Here is a 16,702-nt window from a genome sequence, read left to right on the forward strand (position 1 = left end):
GTTTGAGGGGTGAACCTCGCCTCTTGCCCGTTAGCAGTCCGCATACCGGCACAGGAACGGGCAAGCCTCGGGGTGAACGCCCGACGTTGGGAGGTGGTTGCGCGGTGGGGCCTGCGGTGTTCGACGGGCGGACCGGGCGGCTGGTGGGGCTTTGGGGGTGGGAGGTGGAGCACGTGCCACTGGAGTTGTGGCGGGCGCCTACTCAGCACGACGCGCGGACGTGGGATGCGACGACGCTGGACCGGAAGACACGGTGGGCCAACGCCGGACTGGATCGGCTGCGCTACCGGACCGTCGCCGTGGAGCGGATCGGCGAGGAACTGGTCGTCACCACGATGGTCGGTGCGGCCGCCACGGACGCGCGGGTGCTGACGACGTACAGGTGGCGCAGCGACGGTGAGCGGCTGATGGCCGAGGTCGATGTCGAGCCGTTGGGTGAGTGGACGGTGCCGTGGGCGCGGCTGGGCGTCACGTTCGGGCTGCCGGGCGGCCTGCACACGATGACCTGGTTCGGGTTGGGCCCGGGGCAGGCGTACCCGGACTCGCGGTCAGCGGCGCGGATCGGCCGTTACACCAGCACGATCGACGATCTCCAGGTGCCGTACCTGTATCCGCAGGAGAACGGTGCCCGCGGCGACGTCCGCTGGGCCGAGCTCTCCGGCGCGGCCGGCAAGCTGCGCCTGACCGGCGACCCGCACGTCGCGCTGACGGTACGCCGCTGGACGACCGCCGAGCTGGCCGCGGCCGAGCACCCGGCGGACCTGCACCCGGGCGACCGCGTCTGGCTCACGCTGGACGCCCTGCAACACGGCCTAGGCAGCCCGACCAGCGGCGCGCCGATCCTCCCGCCGCACGACCTCCAACCGCACAAGCACACCTTCAGGTTCAGCTTGGGAAGCTGATCCACGTCCCCGCCAACGGCTGCTGACCGATCCCCGGCTTCGACCAGTCGCAGACCCCGTCGGGGAAGATCGTCCGCAGCTTCTTCCACTGTGCGTCGGTGAATCCGGGGTATTCCGGCCGTTCGGGCGTCCGTAGCTCGCACTTGATCACGTCCGCCGCCACCCCGGCTCCGGCCACCTCCCGCGGGAACGACGCCGACGGGAACAGCTTCTCGCAGCGCGAGGCCGGGTCCCGGTTCAGTGGCTGCGCGACGAACTCCGTCGACGACGGAACCCGGCAGCCCTCGACCAGTCCGGACGGCCGCGCCGCGACGATCTTGTCGATCCGCGGCCGCGCGGTGGTGTCGGCCGTCAACTGGCTCAGCCAGCGGTCCATCTCGTCGACGGCGTGCTGCAGCATCGGGCTCGCGGTGCTGAACAGCCCGTACGTCGCGTCCTCGAGCAGGCTCACCTGGTTGGCCGCCGTACCGTTCGCCTTCTGCAGCCGGGCGCGCATCGAGAACGTGTGGTACCGGACGTGGATGTCGCCGTACGACTGGGTGTCGTAGTACGCCCGGTAGTCGATGATCGGCACATCCTTCAGCCCGCCGCCGCCGTTTGTCAGCCGCCCGGTCCGGTACGCCGCGCGCACCGCCTGCGGATCGGCCGCGGTCCGCGACGGCACCAGGTTCGCGTCCGCGTCGAAGCCACCGACATGCTCGTTCAGGTCGAGGAACTGTGCGGGGGTGATCGCCCCGGACTTCAGCACCTTCAGCCCGTACTGCACGCCGACGTTGTCGAGCGGCCGCCGGGCGAAACCGCTCGACGGGTCCGCGCCGTACGCGTTGATCGTGTGGTCGAAGACGTCGCAGCGCGCACCCTGCGGGTTCGTCACCGGGTCGTAGCGCTGCTCGGCGGGGAGGTGGGAGCAGTTGCTCCGCGGGTCGATCCGGTTCGCGCTCACCGCCATGCTCGGCAGCGTCGCGTACGTCTGGAAGCCCGCGACCTTGCGCTTCTGCTCCTGCGTCCACGCCAGACCCGACCTGGTGAAGTACGAGTTCAGCAGCCACGAGTCGCTGATGAACGAGACCGTGCCGAACCCGACCTCCGGGAACGAGCAGCCGACGACGATCCCGTCGAAGATGCCCGGGTAGTTGTCGGTGATCTGATGTGCCTGGTACGAACCGCCCGAGCACCCGAAGCCGATCGTGAAGTCCGGCCGGCCGTAGTGCTCGACGAACAGTTCCTTCGTCGTCATCGCGGACTCGGCCGCGGTCAGGTCGTTGCAGTTCTGGCCGAAGACGTTCAGCGACGACGACAGCAACGCGTACCCGCGACCGAGCAGGAACGCGTCGGTGACGCCGCCGGTCGTCGAGCCGGACCGGTACCACCCGCCGGCACAGCCGCCGCCGAGGGTGAAGATCGCCCGCCCGTTCCAGCTCGGCGACCGCCGCGTCGGCGTCGGCGCGGCCTCCCGCAGCGGGTCGTGCAGCATGCTCGTCTGCACCACGGCCCGGTTCGCGCTGCCGGTCTCCATCCGCACGATGAACGGGTCACCGGAGTCCGTCTTCGCCAGATCAACCGGGTACGCCGTGGCGCCGGCCGGCCACTTCGCGAACTGGCCCGCGGTGGTCCGGTAGAGGTAGTCGACGCGCGGCGCAACCGTGCAGTCCGCGTCCAGCGGGGCGCCCAGGGTGCCGCCGATCACCGGGACGGTGAACTTCGCGGTCTCACACAGGAACGGCTGCTCATGCGGTCCCGAGAACACCGGCCCTTGCCGCGGGTGGTTCTGGACGTCCAGCGTCGTCCGCTGCCCGTCGGTCTCGGCGCGGAGGACGTTCGGCCCGGGCCGCAGGCCGCTGACCAGTCCCGTCACGCCGGTGCCGTCGGGGGTGAACGCCGACGACACGTCCGCGCCGTTCAGCGTCACCCGCACCGGCTCGTCCGCGTCCGGGACCGCGACATGGACGAGCGCGTCGCCGCCGGTCACCATGTCCGGGCGGCCGGACAGGATCTCCAGCTTGACGTCGCGGGACGCCACGGCCGGAACCACCGGCACCACGAGCGCGGCGGCCATCAGCGCCGCGGCGAGCCGGACCGCTCGGGAACGAATCACGAGTCCTCCTAGCGGTCCCCAGATCCACTGTGAGTACCGGCGCCGTGTCGCCGACGGCCGACCTCCAGCCTCCGCTGTCCGCACCGGAACCGTCAACCGCATTCGGCGTGCCCGACCCGGCATCGCCGGTTCAGTCGCGATGAGTGCGGATCTCCTCCGGCCAGGCGATCCGGGTGCCCAGCTTGTCGGTGAGGAGTCGCTGGTAGTCGGCCAGCTGGGTGGGGTCGTTACGGACCTTGCGTGGTGACAAGCCCTCGGCCAGGCAGAAACCGACCAGTGCGCCGACCGCCTCGCCGATACTCCATTCGACCGGGTGGAGGCGGTAACACCCGTTCGTGACATGGGTGGTCCCGATGTTCTTGTTCGCCGGGAGCAGGTTGGTGACGCGGACCGGGATCAGCGCGCCGAGCGGGATCTGGAACGGGTACGCCTCGATGTCGACGTAGCTGCGGCCCGCCGTACTCGGATGCAGGTCGATCCGGTACCGGCCGAGCCCGACCGCGTCCGCGAACACCTCACTGCCCGCCCCGGCCGGTCGCGCCTGGACGCCGACATGCTGCTCCAGCACCGTGAACTCGGCCTGGATCCGGCGCGCCTCCCGGATGTACGGCGTCTTGGCGAGACCGTCCGCCGTACCGGTGACATCGGGACGCAACCGCAGCCCGGGGTAGCCGCCCTCGGTCTGCATCCAGTACAGGAAGGACAGCGACAGGTCCTTGCTCGCGGCCAGGGCCGTCGCCGGATCGGGTCCGCCGAGCAGCGGCTGCTCCCAGTAGTCGAGCTGCGGCCAGTTCACCACCGTGACGTCCGGGATCACCTTGTCGACAAAGTTGCTGCTGGCAAGGATCTGGCGGTAGCGCCAGAGCGAGAACGGCGCCCGGTGCTCCAGGTTCGCGTCGAGGAGCTTCCATTCCCGCTGCTCCAGCGTGACCGGCACGATGTCGGTCCAGGACAGCTGCGGTCCCGGCCAGAACGGCGCGACCGTGTCCCGCCAGTGCGCGTAGCCGGCCGGGCGATCGATCGTGTGGTCCTCCCCCGGCCGGTGCTCCAGGGCGAAACACCAGGAGAACGCCTGCTGGTCGAGGGGATCCGCCACGTCGGGCGCGTGCGGCTCGCCGGTTTGATCGCGGCCTTCCGCACCGATCACGTGCTCGACGTTCGCCAGCTCCAGCAGGTCGCCGAGCTCGGTCGCGTCCACGACGTACGCCGCGGACACCGTCAGCTCGTCGCCGGTGCGCAGGTCCCGCAGCGTCACCGCCTCGATCTCGTCGCCGGTCGTGACCGCCGCGATCGGCTCGTGCTCCAGGAACAACCTCAGACGGTCCGAGGCACGCCACGGCGCGAGCATCTCCTCCAGCACGGCCGCGGCGACGCGGGGTTCGTGGCAGAAGCGGCTGACGACGCCGAGCCCGGGGTCGAGCAGCGGATCCGCGGCGGCCTCGGGTGTCAGCGGGTAGTTGCGGCGGTAGTAGTCCCGGATCCGGCGGCGGAGTTCGGCGTACCCGCTCGCGGCGTACTGCTCGATCCACGGGTGCTCGTCCGGCGGCACGAGTTGGCTGGTCAGCTGACCGCCCAGCCAGTCGGTCGGCTCGGTCAGGACGACGCGACGGCCCAGCCGGACCGCGGTGAACGCGGCGGCGACCCCGCCGAGTCCGCCGCCGACCACCAGCACATCGGTTTCGAGTTCCACCGGTTCACTCCCTCGTACGGGCGTCGGCGACGCTGTCGCCGGCCACCAGGTCACAGGCCACCAGTCGACTGACGGGTTCCGCCTCCGGGTTCTCGACCCGCGCGACCAGCGCGTCGATCGCGATCCGGCCGATCTCCTTGCGCGGAACCACCAGGCAGTCCCACTGGTGACCGGGTTCGTCGCCGGATCCCTCCAGCACCGCCAGCGACACGTCCGCCGGAATGCTCAGTCCGCGCTCGGCCAGCCGGCGCCGCAGGTCCTCGGCCTGGTCGATGGTCTCGGCAACGACCGCGGTCTCGGGGCCCGCCGCCAGTTCGTCGAGCCACTCGTCGGTCACCCCGGGCTCGCCACGGAACCCGGGCGAGCGGTCATACAGGCCGAGACGCTCGACCGCGGCGCGGTACCCCGCACGGCGATCGGCGTACGCCTCCTGCTCGTTGTCCGAGCGCAGATAGGCGAGATGACGATGCCCACGCTCGGCCAGCGACGCCACGATCCGGCCGGCCGCGGACACGTAGTCCGGCACGATGCACGGGATCTCCGCGCCCGGCACCTCGCGGCGCCCGACGTGCACGAACAGATAGCCGTCGCGCCACAGCCGGGCCAATTCCTCGCGATCGGTCGCTGCGCCGAGCAGGACCGCGCCGTCGGCGAGGTTCAGCCGGTTCGTGCCGTCGCGGTAGATCCGGCGCCGGCCGTCACTCGCCCCGGTCGAGGTGAACAGCACGAGGTCGTAGCCGAGCTCCTCGGCGCGCTCCTCGATCCCGAGCAGGAACTCGAAGTAGAAGTCGTCGCGGGCGTGCGGGAACACCGCCTCGAAGGTATGGACGCCGAGCAGCCGGTTGCGCTTGTTCCGCAGGTTCCGCGCGGCGGCGTTCGGGACGTACCCGAGGTCCTTGACCGCGGCGCGGATCCGGTCCCGGGTCTCCGCCGGGATCCGGTCGACGTCCCCGCTGATCACCCGTGACACCGCGGACTGCGACACCCCGGCCAGCCGGGCGACGTCGGACTGTCTGGGCGCTTTCATCAAGTCTCCTGCGATCAGCGGACGAGTTCCGTCATACGTATGAGCACTCAGCTACGGCCGTGCTCTTACGTATGAGCAGGAACCTACGAGCGCCGGACCTGACCTGTCAACCGCTCTCGACGGCTACGAGGTGAACAGTTTCCAGGCGCCCTCCGAGACGACGTCGACGGTGCCGTCGACGACCCGGACGGCGCTGTCGTCGTCGATGGCGTACGTCGGCGCGGGGATCCGCGCCGCCCATTGCTCCGCGTTCGCCAAGGACGCGTCGAGGTGGTGCGGATGCTCCAGGTGCGGGATCACCCCGAAGTCGACGAGTCCGGCGCCCCGGGCCGTGACCAGGATCCGGTCGAGGTCGCCCTGCGGGGTGCGGAAGACGAACTTCTCCGACTTCAGCGGCTGGTCGGCTCCGCGGGGCGGCTCGGGGTAGGTCTCGACGAACGTGGTGGTGGCGGCGATGCTCCCGGCGCTGACCCCGACGTACACCGCCTCGTTCGTCTTCAGGAGCTCGGCGAGGCCGGAGCGCCACAACCAACTCGCGAGGAACAGCGGGTCGCCGCCACCGACCAGGATCGCGTCGGCCTCGCGGACCGCCGGCGCCCAGGCCGCCTCGTCGATGCTCGGCAGTGCCGTCAGTTCCAGGACGCCGAGCGACTTCCAGCCCAGTCCGCACAGCGGCGACGGAGAACTGCCCGTGATCGCACGCCACGCCATCTCGGGCCCACCCGGGAACGGGTACAGCGCGGTGGGGACGAAGAGGGCCGTGGACTCGGCGATCGGCTTGCCCAGGAGCCCGACGAGCGCGTCATGGATGGTCGCGTTCTTGATGCCGGAGGACGTCAGAAGAAGCTTCATACCCCTGCAACGAACGAGGCACCGCGAATCCGACAGTCGGCGACAACAATCTGTGGGTGCTGACCGGCGAGGCTGATGGGGTGTTGGGTCCGGATCGTCCAGTGCCGGTCGAGTTGGGCCACCTGGTGCGGATTGAGGACCGCGACCAGGAGGCCGTCAGGGGCCAGAGTTCGCTGCCATCGGCGGAGGTACGGCGTGAGGTCGCCGATGGTCAGGCGGCGGTCCCACGGCGGGTTGGTGATGATGCGGTCGGCAGCCGCCGTGAGCTCGCGAGCGTTCCCCCGTCGCCAGGTGATCGAGGGCGTCCGGGTGGCCTGGAGCTGAGTGCTGTTCGCCCGGGCTGCTGCGATGGCGGCCGGGTTCTTGTCCACGCCGCGGTACGTCGCCCGCGGTTCGAGCCGCTGCGCCTCGAGCAGCAACGTCCCGGCCCCGCAGAACGGATCAAGGACGTGGTGCCCGGGCGCGAGCCCTGCCAGCCGGGCCATCGCTGCGCCCACGGGCGGGTGCAGGCTGCCGAGCACCGTGTGCTCCCGCCACGGCCGCCTGTGCAGCGGTACGGCGTACGGGCGCCGGGCGACGCGCATCGTCTTGCCGTCCAGCACCACACGCCACTCGGCGCGGTCGTCCGGCGGCGCGACGCCGTACCGCCGGGAGTGGTACCGCCCGCCCGTCAATCGCTCGAGCCGCTCCCCCACCAGGTCCTCGACGTCAAACCTGTTGAAGTTCCGCGTGCCCACGAACGACGCCGACACCGCGAACGCCCGATCGGCCGGCGCCGACTGCATCGCCTCACGCACGGCGTCGGCCAGGCCCGCCCGTGCACGGCCGGGATCCGGCGCCGCGCCGTACACCTCGAACAAGTCGTCAGCCACCCGCGGCGGCTGCTCCACGATGCCGGACGACGGCTCGACGATCAACTGCCGCTTCGTCAGCTCGACCACCCGGTGTCCCGCTGCGGCGACCTCCTCAGCCGCCATCCACTCCAGACCACCGACAACTCGCACCAGCACAGAACGCATGAAGAATCTCCCGGCAAGAACCCGGGAGCAACCAACCGGCTGCTCCCGCGTCGCCGGCCAAGGGCAGAACGCCACACAACGGACCGACGGGAGTCAGCCCCGTCGGAAGAAGAAACTCTTCATGGACGCGATCGTGGCACAAGAACCGCCGGTCACCCAGCGAATTTCCGTCCCGCCCTTGAGTAACCACCTCGCGTGGTCTTGACTTTCAAGTCCCGCCCCGGAGGTTGCCCGTGCGCGTCACGCTGCTCGCCACCGCCCTGTTCCTCGGACTTTCCCCGCTCGCCCCGGCGCAGGCCGCGCCACCGCCCGCCGTCGAAACCGCGACCGTCCGAACCGCAGCACTCGGCGCGGAAGTCGTCGCGGTCAAGCAGGTCGCAGACCGGCTGACCGACCTGACCGTGCGGTCCCAGGCGCTGGGCGGCCGGACCGTCAACGTCAGGCTGCTGACCCCGGACGGCTGGAATCCCGCCGACCGCCGTCAGCACTGGCCGACGTTCTGGCTCCTGCACGGCTGCTGCGGGGACTACACGTCCTGGTCCGGCACCGACATCGCCAAGATCCCGAGCCTGCGCAAGGTCCTCGTCGTGATGCCCGAGGCCGGCTGGAACGGCTGGTACAGCGACTGGTGGAACTACGGCGCCGGCGGCGACCCCGCGTGGGAGACGTTCCACACCGTCGAGCTGGCGCACCTGCTGGAGCACGGCTGGGGCGCGAGCGCGAACCGCGTCGTGGCCGGCCTGTCGATGGGCGGGCAGGGCGCACTCCTGTACGCCGCTCGCCACCCCGGCATGTTCCGTGCGGCCGCGGCGTACTCCGGCTCGGCCCATCCGCTGCTCAACGACGAGTCGATCAACCGGATCAAGGGGTTCTTCGCCGGCCAGGGCAACGACCCGCTCCGGGTCTGGGGAGACCCCGTCGCGCAACGCGGGATCTGGGAGGCGCACGATCCGTACTACCTGGCGCACCGGCTCAAGTCGCTGCCGGTCTACCTGTCCTGCGGCGACGGCACAGCCGGGCCGCTCGACCCGCCCGGGAAGACCGACGCGCTGGAGGCGGACTTCAACCGCCAGAACCACGCTCTGGCCGCCGAGCTCGAACGGCTCGGTGCGAAACACCTGACGACCAACTTCTACGGACCGGGCACCCACGCGTGGGCCTACTGGCAGCGCGAGCTGCACGCCTCACTGCCGATGCTGCTGGAGGCTCTTCACAGATAGGTCTGCGTGCTCGGTGGCGCGGACTCCATCCAGGCCAGGACACCGGTGAGAGCTTCCTCGGTCATGGCGAAGTGGACCGTGCGGTCGCGGAGCTCGGCGTCGACGATGACGTGGCCGGCATAGGTGACGAGCGGCTCGTTGCCCATCGGGCGGCGGGTGGTGACACCTTCGAGCTGGCGGCGGTTGACCACGAGCTTCGGCCACCAGGCCAGGCTGAAGACCCGGAACCACTGCAGGTCGTCGCCGACGTAGCGGGCCAGTCCGAGGGCCCAGCCGCGGCCGTGCTCCTTCTCCGCGAGTTGCAGGCTGCAATCAAAAGTTCCGCCGTCCCTGGACAACCAGCGACGGCGGAACGCGACCAGCACGATGAACAGCACGGCGGCAAGCAGACAGACCCCGACGACATCGAGGACTACCCTCATACCTTGCCGACCTCATTTCCGGTGCCCGACCCCGGGCACCCCGGAGAACCGTACTGCTGTGACGCGATATTCGATTATGGCAGGTCGGATCAGGACGTCTGCTCGGCGGCCCGAACCCTGGCCTCGGCGAGTCGCACCTCGTCGACGTCGGCGTCGGCCAGACCGGCCGCCAGCGCCTGCTCGAGCTCGCGCCGAGCCTCCTCCAGGTCGATGTCGTGACCCATCTCGGCGTTCTCGGCCAGGATCGAGACCCGGTCGTTCGCCACCGAGATGAACCCGTCCGGCGCGGCCGCGACGAAGTACTCGTCGTCGACGGTCCGCACCTGGACGGTGCCGCCCTGCAGCAGGCCCAGCAGTGGCGCGTGGCCGGGCAGGATGCCGACGTCACCGTCCGTGGTCCGGGCGATCACGATCTTGGCCTGGCCCTGCCACACGGTCCGCTCGGCCGCGACCAGCGCGACCTCGAGGTGCTTGGCAGAATCGTCGGCCATCTCAGTTTTCCTTCTGCAGCTCGGCCCACTTGCGCTCGACGTCCTCGAGCGAACCGACGTTGAAGAACGCCTGCTCGGCGATGTGGTCGCACTCGCCTTCGGTGATCTTCTTGAAGGACTCGATGGTGTCCTTCAGCGGCACGGTGGAGCCCGGGATGTTGGTGAACTTCTCCGCCATGTAGGTGTTCTGCGAGAGGAACTGCTCGATCCGGCGCGCCCGCGCGACGGTGATCTTGTCCTCTTCGGAGAGCTCGTCGACACCGAGGATGGCGATGATGTCCTGCAGTTCCTTGTTCTTCTGCAGGATCTGCTTCACCCGGACGGCCACGTCGTAGTGCTCCTGGCCGATGTACTGCGGGTCGAGGATCCGCGACGTCGAGGTCAGCGGGTCGACGGCCGGGTACAGACCACGCGACGCGATGTCACGGGAGAGCTCGGTGGTCGCGTCCAGGTGCGCGAACGTGGTGGCCGGCGCCGGGTCGGTGTAGTCGTCGGCGGGCACGTAGATCGCCTGCATCGAGGTGATCGAGTGACCGCGGGTCGACGTGATCCGCTCCTGCAGCACGCCCATCTCGTCGGCCAGGTTCGGCTGGTAACCGACGGCGCTCGGCATCCGGCCGAGCAGCGTGGAGACCTCGGAACCGGCCTGCGTGAACCGGAAGATGTTGTCGATGAACAGCAGCACGTCCTGCTGCTTGACGTCGCGGAAGTACTCCGCCATCGTCAGCGCCGACAGCGCGACCCGCAGGCGCGTGCCCGGCGGCTCGTCCATCTGGCCGAACACCAGCGCGGTGTCCTTGAAGACGCCGGCCTCTTCCATCTCGTTGATGAGGTCGTTGCCCTCACGGGTCCGCTCGCCCACGCCGGCGAACACCGACGTACCACCGAAGTTGTGGGCGATCCGGTAGATCATCTCCTGGATCAGAACGGTCTTGCCGACGCCCGCACCGCCGAACAGGCCGATCTTTCCGCCCTGCACGTACGGCGTGAGCAGGTCGAGGACCTTGATGCCGGTCTCCAGCATCTCGGTCTTCGACTCGAGCTGGTCGAAGGCCGGCGCCTTGCGGTGGATCGGCCAGCGCTCGGCGATCTCGAACTCGGACTCGTCCTGGTTCAGGCACTTGCCGGTCACGGACCAGACCCGGCCCTTGGTGACGTCACCGACCGGGACGGAGATCGCCGCGCCGGTGTCGCGCACCTCGGCGCCGCGGATCAGGCCGTCGGTCGGCTTCATCGAGATCGCCCGGACGATGTTGTCGCCGACGTGCAGCGCGACCTCGAGGGTGATCGTCTGGGTGGCGTCGCCGAGGGTGATGTCCACCTCGAGCGCGTTGTAGATGTCGGGCATCGCGTCCGCCGCGAACTCGACGTCGACGACCGGGCCGATCACCCGGGCGACGCGACCGACGCCCGCGGCGCCGGCCTCGTTGTTCTTCTCGGTAACCGTGGCAGTCATCTCTCTCACTCGCTCCCGGCGGTCGCGTCGGCCAGCGCGCTGGCGCCACCGACGATCTCGCTGATTTCCTGGGTAATTTGCGCCTGGCGGGCCTGGTTCAGGTCCCGGGTCAGGCTCTCGATCAGGTCCTGCGCGTTGTCCGTCGCGGACTTCATCGCGCGCTGCCGGTTGGCCAGCTCGGAGGCGGCCGCCTGCAGCATGCACCAGTGGATCCGGCTGGCGACGTACTTCGGCAGCAACCCGTCGAGCACGTCCTCGGCGGAGGGCTCGAACTCGTACAGCGGCAGCACGTCGTCCGGCGCCGGCGCCTCCTCGCCCTCGACCACCTCCAGCGGCAGCAGCCGGATGACGTCGGCGCGCTGGGTGAGCATCGACACGAACCGGGTGAAGACGATGTGGATCTCGTCCACACCGCCCTCCTCGGTCGGGGTCAGGAAGGACTCGATCAGCGCGTCGGCGATCTCCCGGGCCCGGGCGAAGCTCGGGTTGTCGGAGTCACCGGTCCACGACTGCGCGACCTCACGCTGGCGGAAGGTGTAGTACGCGACGCCCTTGCGGCCGCTGAGGTAAGGAACGATCTCCTTCTCCTCCTCGCGCAGCAGCTGGTGCAGCCGCTCGCCTTCGCGGATCACGTTGGACGAGTAGGCACCGGCCTGACCGCGGTCGGAGGTGATCAGCAGCACGGCGGCGCGGCGCGGGTTCTCCTTCTCGGTGGTCAGCGGGTGGTCGACGTTCGAGAACGTCGCCACCGCCGACACGGCACGGGTGAGCTCACGCGCGTACGGACCGGCCGCCGCGGCGCGCTGCTGCGCCTTGACGATCCGGGACGCCGCGATCAGCTCCATCGCGCGGGTGAGCTTCTTGATCGTCGTGACCGAGGCCTTCCGGTCGCGAAGCTCCCGCAGGTTCGCCGGCATCGGTCAGCCCCGCTTCTGCTTGACGATCTGCTCCTGGTCCACGTCCGCCTCGTCCATCGCCTCGGCCGGGGCCTCGCTGCCGAGCAGCGTGCCCTCGGAGGTCTGGAACGTCGGCTTGAACGCCTTCAGCGCGTCCGTGACGGCCTGCGCCTCGTCGTCGCCGAACAGCCCGGACTCGCGGATCGCGTCGAGCACCTTGCTCTCCCGGCGCAGGTAGTCCAGGAAGTCCCGCTCGAAGCGCAGTACGTCGTTCACCGGCACGTCGTCGAACTTGCCCGTCGTCCCGGACCAGATGGAGACGATCTGCTCCTCCACCGGGTACGGCGAGTACTGCGGCTGGCGGAGCAGCTGCACGAGCCGCTGACCGCGGTCCAGCTGCCGGCGCGAGGTGGCGTCCAGGTCGGAGGCGAACATCGCGAACGCCTCCATCGCGCGGAACTGCGCCAGGTCGATCTTCAGCGATCCGGACACGTTCTTCATGCCCTTGACCTGCGCGGCGCCACCGACCCGGGACACCGAGATACCGACGTCGATGGCCGGCCGGATGTTCGCGTTGAACAGGTCGGACTGCAGGAAGATCTGCCCGTCGGTGATCGAGATGACGTTGGTCGGGATGAACGCCGAGACGTCGTTCGCCTTGGTCTCGATGATCGGCAGGCCGGTCATCGAGCCGGCGCCGAGCTCGTCGGACAGCTTCGCGCAACGCTCGAGCAGCCGGCTGTGCAGGTAGAAGACGTCACCCGGGTAGGCCTCACGGCCCGGCGGGCGGCGCAGCAGCAGCGACATCGCGCGGTACGCCTCGGCCTGCTTGGTCAGGTCGTCGAACACGATCAGGACGTGCTTGCCCTGGTACATCCAGTGCTGGCCGATCGCCGAGCCGGTGTACGGCGCGACGTACTTGAAGCCGGCCGGGTCGGACGCCGGGGAGGCGACGATGGTGGTGTACTCCATCGCGCCGGCCTCTTCGAGCGCACCGCGCACGGACGCGATCGTCGAGCCCTTCTGGCCGATCGCGACATAGATGCAGCGGACCTGCTTCTTCGGGTCGCCGGACTCCCAGTTCGCCTTCTGGTTGATGATCGTGTCGACCGCGATCGCCGTCTTGCCGGTCTTGCGGTCGCCGATGATCAGCTCGCGCTGGCCGCGGCCGACCGGGATCATGCCGTCGATGGCCTTGATGCCGGTCTGCAGCGGCTCGCGGACCTCCTGGCGGTCCATCACGCCGGCCGCCTGGAGCTCGAGCGCGCGCTCGCCCTCGAGGCCCTGGATCTCGCCCAGGCCGTCGATCGGCTTGCCCAGCGGGTCGACCACGCGGCCGAGGTAGCCCTCGCCGACCGGCACCGACAGGATCCGGCCGGTCCGGCGGACCTGCTGGCCTTCCTCGATACCGTCGTACTCACCGAGGATGACGACACCGATGTCGCGGACGTCCAGGTTCAGCGCGATGCCCTGGGTGCCGTTCTCGAACTCGAGCAGCTCGTTGGTCATCGCCGAGGGCAGCCCCTCGACGTGCGCGATGCCGTCACCGGCGTCGACGACGGTGCCGACCTCTTCGGCCGTGGTGTCGGCCGGTTGGTACTCGGTGACGAACCGATCCAGGGCGTCCCGGATCTCCTCCGGCCTGATCGTGAGCTCAGCCATTGTGTTTCCTGCTTCCTTGACCCTTGCTGGCCTGTTGTGGCTCTAAAGGCTTTCCCGACCCTTAGCGCCGCTTATGTCGTTAAGGGGCGTTCAGCCCGCGATGCGCCGTTGCGCGTCGTCGAGCCTGGCCGCGATGGTTCCGTCGATCACTTCGTCGCCGATGTCCACCCGGACGCCGCCGACCACTCCTCGGTCGACGATGACGTTCAGCTGGATGTCCCGGCCGTACTGCCGTCCGAGCGCCGCCGCGAGCCGGGTGCGCTCCGCCTCGGTCAGGTCGGTGGCCACCCGCACGGTCGCGATGCTGGCGTTCCGCCGGGCCGCCGCGGCGACCTGGTAGGACCGCATCGACGCCGCGAAGCTGCGGCCCCGGCCGTCCACGGCCCGCTCGGCGAGCCGCACCGTGGTGGCGTCGGCCTTGCCCTGCAGCAGTCCGCGGATCAGTCCCTGGCGGTGCTCGACCGGGATCACCCGGTCGCCCAGCTTGTCGGCAAGGCTGCGCTCGGCCGCGACCACCCGGTCCAGGCGGAACAGCTCGTCCTCGACCTCGTCCAGCTTCCGCCGGGTGTCGGCGTAGGCCACCTCGGCCTCGACGCTCAGCCGGTCCAGGGCGTCGCCCAGGTCCCGTCCGCTGACCCAGCGGCCGGACACCGCGGCGGACAGGATCTCCAGCGCCTGGGCGGAGATCTTGCCACCGAACAACTGCCCGACGAGCCCGGTCTTGGTCTCGGCCGACCGGGCCGGGTCGGTCAAGGCGCGCCGGAGCGCGCCGTTGCCGTCCAGCAGCTTGGCGATCGAGAACAGCTCGCTGCCCAGGCCCTCGGCCGGGGCCGCACCCGCCAGGGCCTGCTCGGCCCGGGCGAGTGACTCGTTCGACGCGCCGCGCATCAGCTGTCCGTTCCGACAGCCTGACGGGCGGACTCCGAGGACTCCAGCTCGGCCAGGAAGCGCTCGACGGTCCGGCGCTGCCGGGCCTCGTCCTCGAGCGACTCACCGACGATCCGGCCGGCCAGCGTGGTCGCCATCGTGCCCACCTCGCTGCGCAGCGAGGCAACCGCCTGCGCCCGCTCGGCGTCGATCTGGGCGCGCGCGTGCGTGACGATCCGCTCGGCCTCGGCGTTCGCCTGCTCGCGCATCTCCGCGATGATCACCGCACCCTGCTCACGGGCGTCCTCGCGGATCTTCGCAGCTTCCTGCCGGGCCTCGGCCAGCTGCGCGTTGTACTTCTCCAAAGCCGCCTTCGCCTCGGCCTGGGCCGCCTTGGCCTCGTTCATCCCGCCTTCGATCGCCGCGGTCCGATCGGCATAAGCCTTCTCGAACTTCGGTACGACGACCTTGGCGAAGGCGATGGCCAAGAGGACCAGGAAGACGAAGGCGAAGATGATCTCGGCGGTGTGCGGAAGCAGCGGGTTGACGTCCTCGCCGGCAGCCTCGGTGAGAGGTAGCACCATCGTCATCATGTCTGAGTCCTGTCAGTCAGTCTGGAAACTTGGGTCAGCTGGCCTTGAAGACGAAGGCGAGCGCGATACCGATGATCGCCAGAACCTCGGTGACGCCGAAGCCGATCCACGCGATCGACTGCAGCTTGCTCTGGGCCTCCGGCTGACGCGCGGTGCCGTTGATGACCGCAGCGAAGATCAGACCGACGCCCACGCCCGGGCCGATCGCGGCGAGGCCGTAGCCGAGGACTGCGATGTTGCCGGCAATCTCGAGAGCCATTTCAGGTGTTTCCTTTCGGTACGGATAGGGGCTATCCGGGTTTCCGTTACTACGGGTCTTTGGGGGAACTGCGTCTTCGTGAGGATCAGTGGTCGTCGGCGATGGCGCTGCCGATGTACTGCGCGGTCAGCACCACGAAGATGTAGGCCTGGATGCACTGGACGAACAGCTCCAGGCCGCCGATCGCAAGGCCCATCAGGAACGTGATGACGCCGACGCCGGCCAGGAAGATCTTCCCGGACTCGAACACCATGTACTCGGCGCCGAGTACGAACACCAGCAGCAGGATGTGGCCGGCGAACATGTTCGCGAACAGCCGCAGGCTCAGCGAGATCGGCCGGACCAGGATGTTCGAGATGAACTCGATCGGGATCATCAGCGGCATCAGCCAGGCCGGCACTCCGGCCGGCATCGTCTGGTGCTTGAAGTAGCCCCAGGCGCCGTGCTTGCGGATGCCGACCGCGTTGTAGATGACCCAGCTCATGATCGCGGCCGAGTACGCCCAGCCGATGTGGCTGAAGGTCGGGAACTGGATCAGCGGGACGGTCGCCGCAACGTTGTTCAGCAGGATGAAGTAGAAGAGGCCGCACAGGTACGGCACGTACTTCATGTACTCCTGGCTGCCGATCGCGTCGCGGGCGATCGAGTTGCGCACGAAGTTGTACCCGAGCTCGCCGGCGAACTGCAGCCTGCTCGGAACGACCGCGGACTTGCGGGACGCACCCCAGTAGAACCACACGATGACGATGACAGTCAGCGCGCTGACCAGGACGGGCTTGGTGAACCAGTCCACGCCGTCGATGATCGGCGGGGTCTCGAAGCTCTGTGGACCGGGTGCGATGAACTCGGTCGGAACGCCGGCGGTCACCGGGTCTCCTCTCGCGTCGTGCTCAAGTCGGACGCCTTGTAGCAAAGGGCAGGGCGGCTCAGGGCATGGCGGTCGGTGAGGATCAGGACCGCGACCCGTACCGGAAGTGCAACATCAAGATGGTGAGCCCGGCACCGAGCACGATGCCCACCGGAAGCAGGAACTGGGTGCCGAAGAGGCGATCCAACCCGAACCCGATGCCCCCGTAGACGAGGACACCGCCGATCAAGTAGGACAGGACCCGCCAGCCGTCGCCCCCTCCGGGTGATGGCTTCGGATCCTGATGCTCGCTCATTGGCACCCGAAACGTACCAGTCGACGACAGTTGCGGTCACATCGGGGCCCGTAACTTCCACCACAGCAGGGAAGTTGTCACCCACGGT

Annotated in this window: 17 protein-coding genes; 2 read left to right on the top strand and 15 right to left on the bottom strand. The window is 69.2% G+C overall.

All coding sequences use genetic code 11. From position 1 onward, the window contains the following. Positions 1–173 precede the first annotated feature (173 nt). Positions 174–902 (top strand): beta-galactosidase small subunit, encoded by a 729-nt coding sequence (locus tag AB0L64_RS29665; protein ID WP_363715544.1) that lies wholly within the window; start codon positions 174–176, stop codon positions 900–902. On the opposite strand, the gene AB0L64_RS29670 is transcribed toward AB0L64_RS29665, so the two are convergent. The 5 genes from AB0L64_RS29670 to AB0L64_RS29690 form a co-directional block, all read right to left on the bottom strand. Beyond that, on the bottom strand, positions 886–2,997 hold the full coding sequence (locus tag AB0L64_RS29670; protein WP_363715318.1) for a DUF6351 family protein: 2,112 nt from the start codon (positions 2,995–2,997) through the stop codon (positions 886–888). The two genes, AB0L64_RS29665 and AB0L64_RS29670, sit on opposite strands and share 17 nt — an antisense overlap. A gap of 130 nt (positions 2,998–3,127) precedes the next feature. After that, on the bottom strand, positions 3,128–4,687 hold the full coding sequence (locus tag AB0L64_RS29675; RefSeq protein ID WP_363715320.1) for an FAD-dependent oxidoreductase: 1,560 nt from the start codon (positions 4,685–4,687) through the stop codon (positions 3,128–3,130). Positions 4,688–4,691: 4 nt separating this feature from the next. Then, positions 4,692–5,714, bottom strand: coding sequence for a LacI family DNA-binding transcriptional regulator (locus AB0L64_RS29680; protein WP_363715322.1), 1,023 nt, complete (start codon positions 5,712–5,714; stop codon positions 4,692–4,694). Between the two features lie 123 nt (positions 5,715–5,837). Then, positions 5,838–6,566 (bottom strand): Type 1 glutamine amidotransferase-like domain-containing protein, encoded by a 729-nt coding sequence (locus tag AB0L64_RS29685; RefSeq protein ID WP_363715324.1) that lies wholly within the window; start codon positions 6,564–6,566, stop codon positions 5,838–5,840. Then, positions 6,563–7,585 carry a methyltransferase domain-containing protein gene (locus AB0L64_RS29690; RefSeq protein WP_363715326.1) on the bottom strand — a complete coding sequence of 341 codons (1,023 nt, stop codon included), beginning with the start codon at positions 7,583–7,585 and terminating at the stop codon, positions 6,563–6,565. Before AB0L64_RS29690 ends, AB0L64_RS29685 begins: the two co-directional genes overlap by 4 nt. Positions 7,586–7,818: 233 nt before the next feature. Between AB0L64_RS29690 and AB0L64_RS29695 the strand changes: the two genes are divergently transcribed. After that, positions 7,819–8,805 carry an alpha/beta hydrolase family protein gene (locus AB0L64_RS29695; RefSeq protein WP_363715327.1) on the top strand — a complete coding sequence of 329 codons (987 nt, stop codon included), beginning with the start codon at positions 7,819–7,821 and terminating at the stop codon, positions 8,803–8,805. Here AB0L64_RS29695 and AB0L64_RS29700 read toward each other — a convergent pair. From AB0L64_RS29700 to AB0L64_RS29745, 10 genes are all read right to left on the bottom strand, one after another. Then, a complete protein-coding gene (locus AB0L64_RS29700; RefSeq protein WP_355700074.1) occupies positions 8,796–9,227 on the bottom strand; it encodes a DUF2550 domain-containing protein in 432 nt (143 codons plus the stop codon). The genes AB0L64_RS29695 and AB0L64_RS29700 overlap by 10 nt on opposite strands. Before the next feature lie 89 nt (positions 9,228–9,316). Further along, positions 9,317–9,718 carry a F0F1 ATP synthase subunit epsilon gene (locus tag AB0L64_RS29705; protein ID WP_363715329.1) on the bottom strand — a complete coding sequence of 134 codons (402 nt, stop codon included), beginning with the start codon at positions 9,716–9,718 and terminating at the stop codon, positions 9,317–9,319. 1 nt (position 9,719) lies between these two features. After that, positions 9,720–11,174, bottom strand: a complete 1,455-nt coding sequence (atpD, locus tag AB0L64_RS29710; protein WP_355700076.1) for a F0F1 ATP synthase subunit beta — start codon at positions 11,172–11,174, stop codon at positions 9,720–9,722. 5 nt (positions 11,175–11,179) lie between these two features. After that, a complete protein-coding gene (locus AB0L64_RS29715) occupies positions 11,180–12,091 on the bottom strand; it encodes a F0F1 ATP synthase subunit gamma (RefSeq protein ID WP_359929985.1) in 912 nt (303 codons plus the stop codon). 3 nt (positions 12,092–12,094) lie between these two features. After that, positions 12,095–13,732, bottom strand: a complete 1,638-nt coding sequence (gene atpA, locus AB0L64_RS29720) for a F0F1 ATP synthase subunit alpha (RefSeq protein WP_359929983.1) — start codon at positions 13,730–13,732, stop codon at positions 12,095–12,097. A 90-nt stretch (positions 13,733–13,822) separates the two neighbouring features. Continuing rightward, positions 13,823–14,620: a F0F1 ATP synthase subunit delta gene (locus tag AB0L64_RS29725; protein WP_363715333.1), complete on the bottom strand. Its 798-nt coding sequence runs from the start codon at positions 14,618–14,620 to the stop codon at positions 13,823–13,825. Further along, positions 14,620–15,192 carry a F0F1 ATP synthase subunit B gene (locus tag AB0L64_RS29730; RefSeq protein ID WP_355700080.1) on the bottom strand — a complete coding sequence of 191 codons (573 nt, stop codon included), beginning with the start codon at positions 15,190–15,192 and terminating at the stop codon, positions 14,620–14,622. Before AB0L64_RS29730 ends, AB0L64_RS29725 begins: the two co-directional genes overlap by 1 nt. Before the next feature lie 34 nt (positions 15,193–15,226). Next, positions 15,227–15,451 (bottom strand): ATP synthase F0 subunit C, encoded by a 225-nt coding sequence (atpE, locus tag AB0L64_RS29735; RefSeq protein WP_130448646.1) that lies wholly within the window; start codon positions 15,449–15,451, stop codon positions 15,227–15,229. An 85-nt stretch (positions 15,452–15,536) separates the two neighbouring features. Then, the gene (gene atpB / locus AB0L64_RS29740) at positions 15,537–16,319 is read right to left on the bottom strand and encodes a F0F1 ATP synthase subunit A (protein ID WP_363715336.1); all 783 of its coding nucleotides are present in this window, start codon (positions 16,317–16,319) and stop codon (positions 15,537–15,539) included. A gap of 82 nt (positions 16,320–16,401) precedes the next feature. Next, positions 16,402–16,614: a hypothetical protein gene (locus AB0L64_RS29745; protein WP_355485660.1), complete on the bottom strand. Its 213-nt coding sequence runs from the start codon at positions 16,612–16,614 to the stop codon at positions 16,402–16,404. Between the last annotated feature and the right edge of the window lie 88 nt (positions 16,615–16,702).

Origin of the sequence: Kribbella sp. NPDC051936 (genome assembly GCF_040680955.1) — a bacterium.
Taxonomy (GTDB): domain Bacteria; phylum Actinomycetota; class Actinomycetes; order Propionibacteriales; family Kribbellaceae; genus Kribbella.